Genomic DNA, 15175 nt, shown 5'->3' with positions numbered 1-15175 from the left:
ATATTCATCATTACAATTATACAAGGAGACAAAAACGATTAAATCGACAGTCTCCAGTAAATTATCGCCGCCAGCACCTTATAGCATAAGGAAATGGGTCCCCAAAAAGGAACACACAAAATATTTTAAGTGCACTACTTGATATGGAGCAACGCATGATACCTTATTGGGGAGCTAGTTGTGTTACAAACTTGGCTTTCTAGCGTGGAAATCATGCGTGACGAGGCTCNATGTCAAGTAAATAAAAAGAATGAAATAACTAAAATATCAAAAAAAGGGAGCCATTTCCATGAGGATACAGCTCCGGTTTTTTAATATCTATACTATATGGGGGCTTGACCACATTGGGCTGGTTTTTATCTTGTTTAGACTAAATCCCCCAAAATAGTTTTCATTATATTTGCCTCCCGCAGACTCCCGAATCTACCTGGTTTCCTTCATCTGCCCGATTCCTCATCCAATGCACCAAACAATGAAATTACATCTTACAATGAATGCTCCTAAAAAAATGGGGTAATAGAATAATAGCGTTTTTTAAATCAGGATAAGGAGTTGAATGGAATATGCGTATATGGGTGTATGCTATTTCTGCTGCAATACTGCTCGCTGGCTGCAGTGCTGATGAAGAAAAGAATACTGCTTCAGAAGAAGAGGCAGGCACGGAAGAAAATAAAAGCGAGGACTATAATAAAGCAACGAACACAGAAGGCGAAGAGAAGCCTCTTTCTGTTGCAGAATTAGAGGGACGAATTGAGGAGGGTATGAATATTGATGCATACTCAGCGGAAGTTCAGTCCTGGGCGGAAAAAGGACAGCTTGAAATGGAGGATACCGTGATCATTGATGAAGAGGATACTTCCTCTGCAGATATACTCCAGCTTGCAGATGGGTTCCTAGGCGTAGCTTATGACGAAAAAGAAGTAACTGAAGTAAAAATGTTTCAATCCGCAGAGAATGCAAAAGAATATTTTGAATCCCTTTAAACACATAATAAGACCTTCTAGTGATATGATCCCCTTTAAGTTGACAGTGTAAAAAGACCATTATAAAAAATGGTGTTACACTTAACTTGGAGGGGATATTTCACCTTAATGGCTATTAACCATGATCGCAGCTACCTGAATTAATCGATCATAAAATAATGAAGATGCAGGATTTTTATCCAGGCCCGCTTCATTGAAAGCTTCCTTCATGCAGTTAAGCCACCGTTCTGCTCTTTGAGGTGTAATTTCAAAGGGCATATGACGCTGTTTCATTGCTGGAGGGCCGAATTCCTGGCTATAGAGGGGAGGTCCCCCAAGAAACTGGGTAAGGAACATCCGCTGCTTTCGCTTGATTTCCTCCATGTCCCCTTCAAAAAGAGGACTCAAAATTGGGTCGGCATAAACACGGGGATAGAATGCCTCTACTAATTTTTCAATTGCCTCCGTGCCGCCTATTTCTTCAAAAAGAGTTTTAAATTCCTGCACGACTCTTCACCTGCTTTATTTCCATTATTCTTATAGTCATTATATAGTAGGGTTTCTAACTTAAACGTGATATAAATCACAGTTCAAACGTTTTCGAAACTTTTTTAAATCTACAACGTATAGTAGAAAGAGAATGGAAAGGGTGAAAACATGGAAAAGAAAGGCTGTATTAAATGCGGGAGCAGTAATGCTGCTCAAAAAGAAGTTGCTGTGACTGGTACAGGGCTTTCAAAAATGCTTGACATTCAGCATAATCGGTTTCTGGTGGTGTATTGCAAAAACTGCGGCTACTCAGAGTTCTATAATAAAAATTCTTCTGCTGCAGGAAATGTTCTGGACTTTTTCTTTGGCGGTTAAATATCTTGATGCTTAGGCATTGCCGAATATTTGGCAATGCCTTTCCATTTTTAAGCAAAAAATTTTATTTTGTAAAACAAATGTGAGAAAATTACCCAGTAAACAAATTATGATAAGAGGTGGAATAATGGAAAATCTGCAATCTGCAACAACTTTACATAACGGTGTAAAAATGCCATGGTTTGGCCTTGGCGTGTTTAAAGTCCAAGATGGCGAAGAAGTGGTCCATTCTGTTAAAGCTGCCTTAAAAGCAGGCTATAAAAGCATCGATACTGCAGCAGTGTACAAGAATGAAGAAGGGGTAGGCAAAGCGATCAAGGAAGCTGGTGTACCTCGGGAAGAGCTTTTTGTTACAACAAAAGTCTGGAATTCAGATCAGGGATATGATTCAGCCATACAGGCATTCGAGACCAGTCTTGAAAAACTCGGCCTTGATTATATAGACCTATACCTTATTCATTGGCCGGTTGAAGGAAAATATCAAGAAACCTGGAAAGCGCTCGAAACTCTTTATAAAGAAAAACGAGTAAGAGCAATTGGAGTAAGCAACTTCCATATCCATCACCTCGAGGACCTCATGCAGACAGCAGAAGTAAAACCAATGGTTAATCAGGTGGAACTTCATCCATTGTTGAACCAATCCGAATTAAGGGACTTCTGCAAAAAGCATGAAATCCAAATAGAAGCCTGGTCACCTCTGGCACAGGGTGAACTTCTTGAAAACGGCGTTTTGAAAGAAATAGCCCAAAAGTATAATAAATCAGTTGCACAAATTATTTTAAAGTGGGATCTGCAGAATGAAATTGTTACAATCCCTAAATCAGTGAAAGAACACCGCATCATTGAGAATGCCGATATTTTTGACTTTCAACTTGCTCCAGAGGATATGGACAAAATCAACAGTTTAAATGAAAATCGCCGTGTAGGTCCGGATCCTGACAATTTTGATTTTTAGCAAATAAATAAAATGAACAAACCGGCTGGCAAAGAACCAGCCGGTTTTCTTTATAACAAACTGCGATTTACTCCTCAAAGTAATCTCGAAATTCTTCTGTTTCCGTTTGAGCTTTATTTTTATAATAAGGATTGTCTTCAGTCGAATCTTTTGGATCTAGATTTGTCTTTATAACTAGTGTTGGACCTGTAGTATGCTTTGCAATCATCCGGTCATCCAGTTCTTCAAAATCCGGCAGCTTTTTGCTTCCTGGTTTTAATGGTTCCATACTGCACCTCCCAGTCCATAGGGTGCAATTAGCAAATGGAAAATATGCATGAATGGGAATAACAAAGCCAAAAAAATGTTTGTATCTTGCTAAAAAAGGTAAATAGGGAAGAACACAACTTAACTAAGCAAAATCAAATGAAAGAAGCGTGTTGATTGTTATGAAGGCTCTTTTCAAGTTTGTTGCTTTTTGAAGGCGAACTTTGTTAAACCAACTGAGTTGATTGTAGCGGAGAGCACAGCGGGAAACTCCACAGGCGAAGCAGAGGAGGCTCGCAGCGCTCCCGCGGAAACAAGTGTCCCGTGCTGAAATCAACCAGCAAAATTTAAATGCTTTAGAGGTTTACAGTTGGCAGCTTAGTGTTAATGGAGGAAAGACTATGAGTATTTTCGAAAACATTCTGGATATTTTGGAGAAGAAAGGCCCATTATCAATACCCTCACTGCTAGATGAGATGAACAGGCTAAACCGTTTTCAAAATACAAATGGTAAAAAAATTGAACTTTCTCATGTTAAATCAGTCATTAACAGAAAAAGAGAGCTCTTTCATATAAAAAATAATGTTGTCAAGATAGATCCTGATAAGGATCCAGTCCTTTTAAGCTTTAACCTTGGCGGTTATCCGGGACCCTGGTACAAAATTGAAGTGGATTTTAATAATGACCGCTTTGTTTACTATGAATGGCATTTAAGCTTATTTTCTCCTAGGGATGAACTGCCTAAAGTGTCAGGGAGCATAGAAGATTTTAAAAAAGAATTATACCGGCTTAAAATCTGGAACTGGCAGTCTGAATACAATCATGCAGGCATCATTTTGGATGGAATAACATGGTCCGTGAAACTGGTCACAAAGGGAAATATTTATGAGAGCAGCGGTGTTCAATCATTTCCGAATGGCTGGGAAAAGTTTTGCAAGGCTCTTTCAATCCTCACTGGCAAATATATATGCTAAAAAGCTGCAGCTAATGGGTAGCTGCAGCTTTTAGTCTTCATAGGTAAGCAACCTTACTATAAACCACTTATTTTCTTCGTCAATAAACAGGCAATACTTTTCTTCCTCAGTAATCTTCAAAAGTAATTGCAATTCCTTTGGAATATGAATGGAGCCATTTTCAGAGATAAGCCGCTTGTTATGAGTAGATTCCAGATTGGCATTTTTTATAATAATTTGGTCATGATCGAAGAGGAGATCTACCAGCCTGCCTGGAAGAAGGCCAAATTCTCTGCGCCACTTGCTGGGCAGCAGTATTTTTCCTGATTTATTAAAATTTTTGCATTTATACATTCTCAACATGCTGTTCAGCTCCTTGTGTCATTGTTAATCTATTACACATATTTGAACGTTCAAAACACTTTTTAGTGAAATTAACAGTCTTCATAGAGTAAATGAATAATTTTCCCTGCTTTAACAAAACCTTTAAAAAAAGGTGGGGTACGATGAATAAGAAGCTTGCATTGGTGCTGGTAGTCCTTCTTTCCTGGCTGACTGTTCCTTTCATTGGAAAAAGGGATTTTAAACGCTACTATCCAGCAGCTATCTTTATGGGTGTCTATATATTATTTGAAGGAGCTATTGCCGAAAAGAACAAATGGTGGACAATCAAGGAAAGGTTCCATCCGAAACTAAGCGGCGAATTGCCGATGATTATCGGGCCCTTCTTTGCCGGCTCCATATGGATATTAAAATTGTCCTATGGAAAACCTTTGCTTTACTTGCTGCTGAATGCGATTGTAGATGCCTTTTTCTCATATCCTTTTTATACTTTTTTCAGAAAGCTAGGCATATGGAAACTTGTCCGTTTTTCTCAGCTTCATCTATTCATTTTGTTCATGCTTAAATCTATTTTAATGTACGTTTTTCATGCTGTTTTTGTGGATAAAAGGGTATTATCCAAATTACTTGCTAACAAGGGACAACAGGGCCAGCCAGCTTTCAATGATAGAGAGGAGAGAGCATAATGGAAAAACGAAAAGACATTGCATGTACGGATGAGAGAGACATTCTCCATCACCTCATGGAAGAGCAAATTGCGTATATTTGTGTCGATGAAGAAGAAGAGCGTATGAGGGAAGAAACACAAAACGAACATGAATAATTGAAATGAGGATTCTAATGAAGAAATTAATGATCAGCCTAATGGCTATGACTTTCTTAATGGCATCATATAGCATCCCGGCATTAAGCGGAGAGGCTTATGCCGAACGGCCAGAACCTGCTTATGCAAAATGGGGGAGATTAGCGATGAAGACAGCAAAAGAAAAATATCCTTCCGCTAAAATTCTTGATTATTTGCATATCGGCAGGGAGAAAAAGCAGAAATCAGAAATCGAAAAATTCAAGCTGTGGATTGAAGATGGAGGGAAAGAATTCGGGCTGTATATTGATATTGAATTTGATCCCAAAACCGATAGAGTAATCCGAATTAATACTCGAAAATCGGCTAATTAAACTGGTGCAAACCATGCATCAGTTTTTTTATTGGGAAAATTTTAAGCTGTATGAGGAATAGCGTTGAAAATCTGCTATAAACAACACTGCTTCGAAGACTGCATCTTTCACCAATAAGGATTAGACTATATCTGAAGTACAGGTTATGCCAGGTTTTAAAACAGGGAAGAATATTATAATGATGCAGTAGACTGGATTAACATGCAGGTGCTGCTCCTAAAAGGAAAGGCCCGCAAGTTTCGAAATGTAAAAAACCGTGGCTTATCTAGTTCAGCCACGGTCTTCACAAGCGACTGTTTCAAACTTGGAATAACAATCGATAACATAATCAGCGTAAGGGTTAGGATTGCGAAAGGCGCAGGTACTAATGCCAATTTTCCTGGCAGGGATCAAATCTGTTTCCTGGTCCCCAATTGCGAGATCGATTTTATAACGGCGATGAAGGTATTCATAAGATTCAGGGTGCGGTTTTAATTCAAAGCCATCAAATTCGGGGCAGATGACCCTTTCAAAATAAGGTGCAAGATTCCAGTACTCCAGTAATTCCTCCGTGGATTGCCTATTTCGATGTGTCACCAGAACATTGAGATTCGTTTGCTCCAAAATATCCCTTACAAACGGAAACAATGGTTTTTCTTCATGTTTGAAAGTTCTTTCTGTTTTTCGAAAGTCGGTAATTTTCTCAGAAGGAACACCATATATCTCAAAGGCTTGGCCGTTTTTCAGCAAGGGAAGAACCTCTTCAGGATCAAGCTCTTTTCCTGATATTTGAATAAATGATTGAACTAAAGTAGGCCATGAATCTAAAATCGTACCATCTAAATCCCAGAGAATATTCATCCTAACCTCTCCTTCCATTATTACTTATTGTAAATGGTTTTTAAGGGGAAAGGCAACAATGGTCTACATGCAAAAACCCGGCAGCTGCCGGGTCTCCATTTTATCTTAGAACATTAAAGTACCTTGCTTCCGGATGTGCAAAAACCATGGCTGATACAGATGCCTCCGGCTCCATCATGCAGCCTTCCGTCAGGTGGACGCCAATATCTTCCGGCTGGATAAGCCTGAAGAGCTTTTTCTGATCTTCAAGATCAGGGCATGCCGGATATCCATATGAAAAGCGCTGTCCCTGGTATTTGGCTGCAAAGCGGTCCTTCATCGTCATTTCAACTGGGTCAGGGAAGCCCCAGCGGTCACGAATCTGGCGATGAATCAGCTCGGCAAATCCTTCTGCTGATTCAAGGGCAAGAGACTGAAGAGCATGGCTTTCAAGGAATCTGCCTTCCTCTTTTAAGCGGTCGGCAACTTCGCGAATCCCTTTGCCGGCCGTAACGGTGAAAAATGCAACATAATCCATTTGGCCGCTATCTTTTGATTTTAGAAAATCTGCCAAACATAAGTATGGATCTGTCTCCTGGCGGGGAAACTCGAATGTTTCAATAACAGTCTTTTCATCCTCTGCATAAATGAATACTTTATCACCATCCGATTGGGCAGGGAAGAATTGATAAACTGCCTTTGGATCAATCCAGTTATTCTCCTTTGATTCGGCAATAAGCTCATCCACCATCGCATTAACCTTAACGGCTTTTTCATTTCCTTCAGCCAGAAGCTTTTGGAGGTTGCCTTTCAGGCCAAGATGATGGCCAATCAGCATTTGCTTATTAATATAAGGTTCGATATGGGATAGAGAATACGTTTTTAGCAAATGCCGCTTCAGGTCTTTCGGAACAAATACAGGAACTTGCGTGCTCACTGTTGGTTTAGGTTTAACTGCTACAGCAACCGATCCGCGGTCAAAAGGTACGGCGTTAAGTGCAGCAGCCTGTTTTTCTGCCTGCTGGATTTTCAGCTTTTCTGCTTCTTCAGGCTCCTGAAGCTGATTGGCTAAAGAGAGGCCGTTCATGGCATCCTTTGCGTACAAGACAAGGCCGTCATATTCCTTGGAAATTTTGGTGTCAGTGAACTTTCTTGAAAGGGCAGCTCCGCCAACTAATATTGGTATATCAATGCCCGCCTGCTTCATGTCATGTGCTGTGATGACCATTTGCTGTGCTGATTTAACAAGCAGCCCGGATAGGCCTACAATGTCCGGCTTTTCGCGCTTAATATTTTCAATCAGTTCGGCAGGGGAGACCTTAATTCCAAGATCAATTACTTCATAACCATTGTTGCTTAATATAATGTCAACCAGATTTTTGCCAATATCATGAACATCGCCTTTAACCGTTGCCAGGATGATTTTCCCCTTGGAGGAAGACTGTGCGGCATCCTTTTCCATATGCGGTTCGAGATATGCTACAGAAGCCTTCATAACCTCTGCACTTTGCAGTACTTCAGCAACAATGAGCTGGTTATCATTGAATAGCCTTCCGACTTCTTTCATTCCGTTCATTAATGGGCCATTAATAATATCCAAAGGGGCAGGGTATTGTTCAAGTGCCAGATCCAGATCAGGTATCAAACCTTCTTTTGTGCCTTCAAGGATATAATAGGCAAGCCTTTCTTCAAGTGTCATATCAGGCAAGGCACTTTTGTTTTCTTTCTTTTTATCGCGATAAAAATCAGTGAAAACCGCAAGCGATGCATCTGTCGTTTCAAACAGCAGCTTTTCTGCCAGCACGACTTCTTCTTTTGAAATTGAAGCAAATCTTTCGAGCTTTTCTGTATTCACAATCGCGTAGTCCAGTCCTGCCTGTGTACAGTGATACAGGAATACAGAGTTAAGGATTTCCCTTCCAACTGGGGGAAGGCCAAAGGATACATTGCTGATTCCCAAAATGGTCTGTACTTGCGGAAATTCTTCTTTAATAAGCCTGATTCCATCGACTGTCGCTTTTGCAGATCCGATATACTGCTCATCGCCAGTGCCGACAGGGAAGACAAGCGGGTCAAAAATAAGGTCCTCAGGCGGAATATTGTATTTATTCACTAGCAGATCAAAAGAACGCTTTGCAATCTCAAGCTTCCTTTCCGCTGTGACTCCCATACCTTCTTCATCAATCGTCCCCACAACAACAGCAGCGCCAAAACGGTGGACGAGAGGGGCAATCGCCTCAAAGCGTTCTTCTCCATCTTCAAGGTTAATGGAATTAATGATGGCTTTCCCCTGTGAGTAGGTAAGGGCTTTTTCAATCACTTTTTCATCTGTTGAATCTATTACAAGCGGAACTTTAATTTTCTTAACCAATTCTTTCATAAAGTTCTCAACATCCTGCATTTCATCCCGATCAGGGTCGGCTAGACAGATATCAATGACATGGGCTCCGCCTTTCACCTGCGCTCGGCCTATCTCAGCAGCTTCCTCAAATTTGCCTTCTGCAATGAGCCTTTTAAACTTCCGTGAGCCTATTACGTTCGTTCGTTCTCCGACCATGATTGGCCTTAAAGTTGGATCATCATAAATCAGCGGCTCAATCCCCGATACTTTGTGAAGAGAATTCTCCTCATAATTACGGGGATTATAAACCTTTACTGATTCTGCAATTGCCTTGATATGTTCCGGAGTCGTACCGCAGCATCCACCGACAATATTCAGCCAGCCTTCCTTTGCAAAACCTGTAAGCTTGCTTGCCAAAGATTCCGGCGTTTCATGATACTGACCTTCTTCATCAGGCAAACCAGCATTCGGATAACAGCTTACTGCAGTTGATGCCAGACCGGACAGAGAGCGGATATGGTCCTGCATGAATTCAGGGCCTGTCGCACAGTTAAGTCCAACAGCAAGTGGGTTCATGTGTTCAAGCGAAATGTAAAAAGCTTCAATGGATTGGCCGGCAAGAGTGGTGCCCATTGGTTCAATGGTCCCTGAAACAATCAGAGGGAGTTTTTTTCCGGTCTTTTTAGAAGCATTTTCAATGCCGATAAATCCAGCCTTCACGTTCAGCATATCCTGGCTCGTTTCCAAAAGAAGAAGGTCGGCGCCTCCATCAATTAACCCCTGCGCTTGTTCTTCGTATGCTAAAGCCATCTCTTCAAAAGTTGATCCCCCGGTTACGCTTAGCGTCTTAGTGGTAGGACCCATTGCTCCTGCCACATATCTCGGCCATTCTGGGGTAGAGACACTGTCAGCTGCTCTTCGTGCAATTTCAGTTGCCTTTTTATTTAGTTCATATGCTTTATCTTCGAGGTCGTAATCAGCGAGTACGATGCTTGTGGCGCCAAAAGTGTTCGTTTCGATTATATCGGCGCCAGCTTTTAAGTATTCAAGATGGATATGTTCGATCACAGAAGGAGCGGTTACATTCAAGAATTCGTTGCAGCCTTCATAGTCCTCGCCGCCAAAGTCTTCTGCTGTAAGATTTGCTCTCTGGAGCATGGTGCCCATTGCTCCATCCATGATCAAAATTTTCTTTTTAAGCTGATCTTGCAATGATGGTTTATACATGTTGTTTCCTCCTAGAAAGCCGTTCAGTAGCCTCACGGGCATAGTTTGATAGTTCGACAGACATTTCATAGCGCATGAAAGGAGTGATCAAATAGATTCCATTAAAAAGCTCAGCTGCCGCATCTATCAGCGATTTTGCAATTGCAATGCCTTCACGGCCAGCCTGTGCAGGATCATCCTTTAATTCAGCCATTCTGTTTCGGATGCTGTCAGCTATTTTTATGCCAGGCACTTCATTATGAAGGAACTCGGCATTTCTGCTGCCTGTCAATGGCATAAGCCCTATATACACTGGTGCTTTTAAGTCTTTGACAGCTTCATGAACCTCAAGCAATTTTTCCTCCGAGAAAACCGGCTGTGAAATGAAATAATCTGCTCCGTGCTCCATTTTCTTTACGAGCCTTCCAACAGCCTTTTCCAAGGAACGGACATTGGGATTAAAGGCGCCAGCCACTGAGAAGTCAGCTTTTTGTCCAAGGTCTTTGCCCGAAACCGATAATCCTTCATTTAACTGCTTAATCATGCTGATGAGTTCAAAGGATGAAACATCATAAACAGAGGATGCACCAGGAAAGTCGCCGACTCGGGCTGGATCTCCCGTCACCGCCAATACATCATTTAATCCAAGTGCATGCAAGCCCATTAAATGGGATTGCAGCCCAATAATATTCCTGTCCCTGCATGTAACATGGACAAGCGGCCGCAGACCGGTTTGCTGCTTGACCAAATATCCCAGAGCTGAATTGCAAACCCTTGGCGAGGCAAGGGAGTTATCTGCGAGTGTAATAGAATCAATTCCGGCTTCTTTTAATGCCTGAGCACCTTCAAAAAAGCGCGTTGTATCCAGCTTCCTTGGAGGATCAAGTTCAACAATCACAGAAGGCCTTTCTTTCACAATTTCGTGAAGGGGAGGAAGATCCCTGGCTTGTGCTGGTTTTTCTGATACAATGATTTTCTTTTTGGTTTTCACTTCTTTTTCCTGAACTGGCGGCAAACCATTTAATTCATCAGCAAACGCCTTAATATGCTCAGGGGTGGTCCCGCAGCAGCCTCCAAGAAGACGAACGCCCTGATTGCGGAAATCGATCGCTGACTGGCGGAAGTAACTGGCATCTCCTTCATAATGGAATTTGCCATCTGTATAAGCAGGGATGCTAGCATTAGGGTAAGCGGACAGAAATGCCTGTTTAGGCAGCGGCACACTTTCAAGAGTTTTCAGCATATGATGCGGACCAAGCCTGCAGTTTAAGCCCACAACATCAGCTCCAATGCCTTCAAGCCTTGAAAAAGCATCAGCTATGGGAGTCTGATCCTGAAGGACACCTGCTTCCTGGAGCGATACCTGGGCTATTATCGGCAAATCAGTTTCTTTTCGGGCAATGGCCAGCACCGTTTCCAGCTCCTCAAGGTCATAATAGGTTTCTAGCAAAATACCATCTATATCCTCAAGCAGAAGGCAATATAGCTGCTCGCGAAAGCTTCTTTTAATTTCTTCAAGCGAAACCATATTGGGTTTGATTCCTCTAATACCGCCTATTGTGCCAGTGACATACGCTCTTCCGTTGGAGGCCTTTTTGGCAATTCGCGCTGCAGCACTATTGATTTCTTTAACAGAGTCTTCCAATCCATAACGCTGCAGCTTCAAATAATTAGCTGCATAGGTGTTTGTCTGGATCAATCCGGCACCTGCACTGATATAGGCTTCATGAATGTGCCTGATTTGTTCAGACTGTGACAGATTTAATTCTTCAAAACAGCTGTCTGTACCATAGGAGTAAAGAAGAGTTCCCATAGCTCCATCAGCTATGATTATTTCATTCTTTAATTTATCAAGGAAATCCAAATGCTCACCCCCGCTGTAAAGTCTTTTGTTTTATTTGTTCGGCAGCAGTTAAAGCTGCCTTGAAATCTTCAATAATATCATCGGCATTCTCCAGTCCAACAGAAAGGCGGAGAAGACTGTCCGTAATTCCTCGCTGTTCCCTTTCAGATGCGGGCATAGCTGCATGCGACATTTTGGCAGGGTAGGAGAGGATGGACTCGACAGCACCAAGGCTTACAGCAAAGACAGGGAGTTGTACCTTTTCTACAAAGGTTCTCATTGTTTGCTCATCTTCAAGCTCAAAAGATAGGACAGCTCCTCCGTTTACTGCCTGCTTTTTCTGCAGTTCATAGCCCGGATGATCCTCAAGGCCAGGATAATGCACCTTCATGATTGAAGGATGTGCCTTTAGAAAAGCAGCAATTTTCTCAGCCGATTTTACTGATTGCTCAAGCCTGACATGAAGGGTTTTTATGCCTCTAAGCACAAGCCAGGCATCCTGTACACCTAAAACAGCCCCAAAGGAATTCTGAAGAAACGCTAATCTTGCAGCCAAATCAGGATCTTTCACTACTGCAAGACCAGCCACGACATCACTGTGCCCGGATAAAAACTTGGTCGCGCTATGCAGGACTATGTCTGCGCCTAACGCAAGCGGTTTTTGAAGGGCAGGGGTAAGGAATGTATTATCAACAAAAGTGAATGCACCATGCTTTTTAGCAATTGAGCTAATGGCCTGAATATCCGTCACCTTTAACAATGGGTTGGAAGGCGTCTCCACATAAAACAACTTAGTGTTTGGACGAATTGCTTCCTTTACCTTATCAAGATTCGTCATGTCAACAAAAGTGTGCTCAATGCCGAATCGTGTCAGCACCTCTGTAACCATCCTGAAGGTGCCGCCATATACATCCTCAGTGATGACAACATGGTCATCTTTGGATAAAAGAAGAAAAGCCGTAGATATGGCAGCCATACCTGAAGAGAACGCAAAACCTCTCGTTCCTTCTTCAAGTTCGGCGATAACTTCTTCCAATGCTTCCCGTGTTGGATTCAGGCTGCGGCTGTAATCATATTTTCCAAACGCATCAATATCCTTTTGATGAAAAGTGGAGGCATGCTGAATCGGTACACTGACAGCTCCTGTTTCAGGATCATATTTATGATTATTGTGAAGCAATTTCGTTTGAAATGTATATTTTTTACTCATCTTACAGCCTCCTTTAATACACTTGCAAAAGCATGCTCCAGGTCAGCCTTTAAATCTTCAGCATTCTCGATGCCGACAGAGAATCGAAGAAGCCTGTTGCAAACACCCGTCTCAATGCGAACTTCTTCTGGAATATCAGCATGTGTCTGAGTTGCAGGATACGTAATGAAACTCTCGACACCACCCAGGCTTTCAGCAAAGGAAATAAGGGAGAGGCTTTGAAGAAAAGGGTTCACCCAGGACTCTTCCTTGATCCGGAAGGAAATCATTCCTCCATTCCCAGGATACAAAACATCTGTTACTGCATCATGGCTGGTTAAAAACTCAGCTAATTCCTTCGCATTTTTCTCATGACGCTCCATGCGCAGGGAAAGGGTCTTCAACCCTCTGATTAATAGCCAGGAATCAAACGGGCTTAGTACTGCACCGGCAGCATTATGGTTCATTGCCAGTGAGTCACATAATTCTTTTCCTTTTGCAACAATCAGCCCCGCAAGAACGTCATTATGCCCGCCAAGATATTTCGTAGCACTATGGATTACAATATCTGCTCCAAGTTTTAGCGGCTGCTGAAGGAGGGGAGTGTAAAACGTGTTGTCAACGATCAGGAGAATATTATGCCGCTTAGCAAGCTCAGCTGTTTTCAGAATATCTGTTTGTTCCATGAGCGGATTTGTAGGTGTCTCCAGAAAAATAGCCTTTGTATTTTCAGTAATTAAGTTTTCAACATCCTGCAGATTGCTTGTATTGACATATTTGCTTTGCAGTCCCCACTTTTTGAAGCCCTGCTCCAGCAGACGATATGTACCGCCGTATAAATCCTTTGATACAATCCACTCATCTCCTGATTTAAAAAGAGATAGTATCGTGAGGATAGCAGCCATTCCAGAGCTGCAGGCATAGCCTTGATCACCCTCTTCAAGGTCGGCAATTGCCTTTTCAAGCAGCTGCCGGGTAGGATTGCCTGTACGGCTGTAATCAAAGCCTGTAGATTGGCCAATGCCTTCATGGCGGTAGGCTGTAGAAAAATAAACAGGCGGATTTACTGCACCTGTTGCTGTTTCGCTTCTGTTTCCGATTTGGGCTAATTTGGTATCAAGTTTATACATTTGTGTTAACACTCCTTATATAAAATAAAAAAGCCTTCTATAAGAAGAAGACTTTTAAATGTTTTTAGCCATTCTTCTTATCTTTCAAGTTTCAAAAAAACTTGCAGGAATTAGCACCTTTTCAATCAATTTGCGACTGATGGTTGCTGAGGCGTCATCGGGCCTTACCCTCGACCTCTCTGGATAAGAAATCTAATATTGAATTTTCTCTAAACTTTACTACAGTAAACTGTTAATAGTCAACACTTTTTAAAAATAATTTTAAATAAATTTAATTTTTCAAACCTAAGTCAGCCTTTAGAAGCTGCAAACTTTACTAAAAGTGTTTTACAAAAAGAAAAAGGCTTCCATCCAAAAGGAGGAAGTCTTTTGATCATTATTCTTCAATCAAGCTGTTCACAGGAACATCCATTTCATTTTCCGGATCTGCTTTCGTATAAATTCGGGCAGTCTTTGTTTGCTCATCCACATGCTGAATGATAACGGGATTGCCGTTATAGGTAACACCAACCATTTCTGCAGACTCAGAAATTTCTTTGGCTCTTCCAATATTCATGTAGAAAACCTCCTGAATTAAATAATAGTAATTTGCCTTAAATAGAAATATTTATTCTTTGCTCAACTGGCTAATGGCATAAAATGTTATGATTGTACCACTTTAAAGTTCAGAATATTTGATTTATAATATAGGAAAGCAATCTATTTTTCTGTGGAGGGAAGCGATCATGCAAGAGCATAGTCACTGTCACCATCGTTTTGAAGAATTTGGAGGACCAGCAGTTTTCCAAACGGAAGATGGAATTGAGGTTAATGTTTCATGTACAGGATTTCAGAAATGCACGTCTTGCGGCCATATTGATTTTCCGGTAGATACAAGAGAAGCAATTGAATCTTCCCTAAAAGAAAACAGAAAAAAGCCTGCAGCAGCAAAACAGATTTATATTAACTTAGTGGAAACATTTTAAAGCCGATTAATAAAATCGGCTTTCAGAGTGTAGACAAACCCCTTTTTCAAACAGCTATTTAAAGAAAAAGGGGCTTTTTATCTTTTTTAACGGCATATTTAGGTGTGTGGATTAAGATAGAACCCCATATATTGATTGGGTAATAATGATAAAAAACGGCTGTCGACTTTGTCGACAGCCTGAA

General features: G+C 41.5%; 18 protein-coding genes and 1 riboswitch. Of the genes, 9 read left to right on the top strand and 9 right to left on the bottom strand.

Features of this window, described 5'->3' with window-relative positions; translation table 11 throughout:
- The first annotated feature begins 2 nt into the window (after positions 1 to 2).
- Both L634_RS35015 and L634_RS0125175 read left to right on the top strand, forming a co-directional pair.
- Positions 3 to 89 (top strand): hypothetical protein, encoded by an 87-nt coding sequence (locus L634_RS35015; protein ID WP_442852707.1) that lies wholly within the window; start codon positions 3 to 5, stop codon positions 87 to 89.
- A 474-nt stretch (positions 90 to 563) separates the two neighbouring features.
- On the top strand, positions 564 to 983 hold the full coding sequence (locus L634_RS0125175) for a hypothetical protein (RefSeq protein WP_026584816.1): 420 nt from the start codon (positions 564 to 566) through the stop codon (positions 981 to 983).
- Positions 984 to 1088: 105 nt separating this feature from the next.
- Here the strand turns inward: L634_RS0125175 and L634_RS0125170 are convergent, their stop codons facing one another.
- Complete coding sequence (locus L634_RS0125170; RefSeq protein WP_026584815.1) at positions 1089 to 1469, bottom strand: globin domain-containing protein; 381 nt, start codon at positions 1467 to 1469, stop codon at positions 1089 to 1091.
- Positions 1470 to 1619: 150 nt separating this feature from the next.
- Here L634_RS0125170 and L634_RS0125165 point away from each other — a divergent pair, with 150 nt between their 5' ends.
- Together L634_RS0125165 and L634_RS0125160 are read left to right on the top strand one after the other, a co-directional pair.
- Positions 1620 to 1826 (top strand): zinc ribbon domain-containing protein, encoded by a 207-nt coding sequence (locus L634_RS0125165; RefSeq protein ID WP_026584814.1) that lies wholly within the window; start codon positions 1620 to 1622, stop codon positions 1824 to 1826.
- Positions 1827 to 1953: 127 nt separating this feature from the next.
- Positions 1954 to 2781 (top strand): aldo/keto reductase, encoded by an 828-nt coding sequence (locus L634_RS0125160; RefSeq protein ID WP_026584813.1) that lies wholly within the window; start codon positions 1954 to 1956, stop codon positions 2779 to 2781.
- A 67-nt stretch (positions 2782 to 2848) separates the two neighbouring features.
- Here the strand turns inward: L634_RS0125160 and L634_RS0125155 are convergent, their stop codons facing one another.
- Entirely contained in the window at positions 2849 to 3049 is a 201-nt protein-coding gene (locus tag L634_RS0125155; RefSeq protein WP_026584812.1) for a hypothetical protein, read from the bottom strand.
- Between the two features lie 379 nt (positions 3050 to 3428).
- Here L634_RS0125155 and L634_RS0125150 point away from each other — a divergent pair, with 379 nt between their 5' ends.
- Entirely contained in the window at positions 3429 to 4001 is a 573-nt protein-coding gene (locus tag L634_RS0125150; protein WP_026584811.1) for a hypothetical protein, read from the top strand.
- Positions 4002 to 4031: 30 nt separating this feature from the next.
- Here L634_RS0125150 and L634_RS0125145 read toward each other — a convergent pair whose 3' ends face one another.
- Positions 4032 to 4343, bottom strand: coding sequence for an AbrB/MazE/SpoVT family DNA-binding domain-containing protein (locus L634_RS0125145; RefSeq protein WP_026584810.1), 312 nt, complete (start codon positions 4341 to 4343; stop codon positions 4032 to 4034).
- 143 nt (positions 4344 to 4486) lie between these two features.
- Between L634_RS0125145 and L634_RS0125140 the strand changes: the two genes are divergently transcribed.
- The 3 genes from L634_RS0125140 to L634_RS0125130 are packed head-to-tail and all read left to right on the top strand — an operon-like array spanning position 4487 to position 5498.
- Positions 4487 to 5008, top strand: coding sequence for a hypothetical protein (locus L634_RS0125140; protein ID WP_026584809.1), 522 nt, complete (start codon positions 4487 to 4489; stop codon positions 5006 to 5008).
- The gene (locus tag L634_RS34020; protein ID WP_026584808.1) at positions 5008 to 5145 is read left to right on the top strand and encodes a hypothetical protein; all 138 of its coding nucleotides are present in this window, start codon (positions 5008 to 5010) and stop codon (positions 5143 to 5145) included. Before L634_RS0125140 ends, L634_RS34020 begins: the two co-directional genes overlap by 1 nt.
- Before the next feature lie 17 nt (positions 5146 to 5162).
- Complete coding sequence (locus L634_RS0125130; protein WP_026584807.1) at positions 5163 to 5498, top strand: DUF3889 domain-containing protein; 336 nt, start codon at positions 5163 to 5165, stop codon at positions 5496 to 5498.
- 270 nt (positions 5499 to 5768) lie between these two features.
- Here L634_RS0125130 and L634_RS0125125 read toward each other — a convergent pair whose 3' ends face one another.
- The 6 genes from L634_RS0125125 to L634_RS0125100 all read right to left on the bottom strand — a co-directional run bounded on the left by L634_RS0125125 (position 5769) and on the right by L634_RS0125100 (position 14582).
- Entirely contained in the window at positions 5769 to 6338 is a 570-nt protein-coding gene (locus tag L634_RS0125125) for an HAD hydrolase-like protein (RefSeq protein WP_026584806.1), read from the bottom strand.
- Between the two features lie 100 nt (positions 6339 to 6438).
- On the bottom strand, positions 6439 to 9885 hold the full coding sequence (gene metH, locus L634_RS0125120; protein WP_026584805.1) for a methionine synthase: 3447 nt from the start codon (positions 9883 to 9885) through the stop codon (positions 6439 to 6441).
- On the bottom strand, positions 9878 to 11728 hold the full coding sequence (locus tag L634_RS0125115) for a bifunctional homocysteine S-methyltransferase/methylenetetrahydrofolate reductase (RefSeq protein ID WP_026584804.1): 1851 nt from the start codon (positions 11726 to 11728) through the stop codon (positions 9878 to 9880). The genes metH and L634_RS0125115 overlap by 8 nt, the downstream gene beginning before the upstream one ends.
- A 4-nt stretch (positions 11729 to 11732) precedes the next feature.
- Positions 11733 to 12917: a cystathionine beta-lyase gene (metC, locus tag L634_RS0125110; protein WP_026584803.1), complete on the bottom strand. Its 1185-nt coding sequence runs from the start codon at positions 12915 to 12917 to the stop codon at positions 11733 to 11735.
- A complete protein-coding gene (locus L634_RS0125105) occupies positions 12914 to 14026 on the bottom strand; it encodes a methionine biosynthesis PLP-dependent protein (RefSeq protein WP_026584802.1) in 1113 nt (370 codons plus the stop codon). The genes metC and L634_RS0125105 overlap by 4 nt, the downstream gene beginning before the upstream one ends.
- 74 nt (positions 14027 to 14100) lie before the next feature.
- Positions 14101 to 14216, bottom strand: a riboswitch (SAM riboswitch).
- 186 nt (positions 14217 to 14402) lie between these two features.
- Positions 14403 to 14582 (bottom strand): H-type small acid-soluble spore protein, encoded by a 180-nt coding sequence (locus L634_RS0125100; protein WP_026584801.1) that lies wholly within the window; start codon positions 14580 to 14582, stop codon positions 14403 to 14405.
- A gap of 169 nt (positions 14583 to 14751) precedes the next feature.
- Between L634_RS0125100 and L634_RS0125095 the strand changes: the two genes are divergently transcribed.
- Positions 14752 to 14991 (top strand): hypothetical protein, encoded by a 240-nt coding sequence (locus tag L634_RS0125095; protein WP_026584800.1) that lies wholly within the window; start codon positions 14752 to 14754, stop codon positions 14989 to 14991.
- The last annotated feature ends 184 nt before the right edge of the window (positions 14992 to 15175 follow it).

Source organism: Bacillus sp. J33 (genome assembly GCF_000518885.1).
In the GTDB taxonomy this organism is placed as follows: Bacteria; Bacillota; Bacilli; order Bacillales; family Cytobacillaceae; genus Cytobacillus.
The sequence above is the reverse complement of the archived record's forward strand: the minus strand, read 5'-3'. Positions and strand labels throughout refer to the sequence as shown.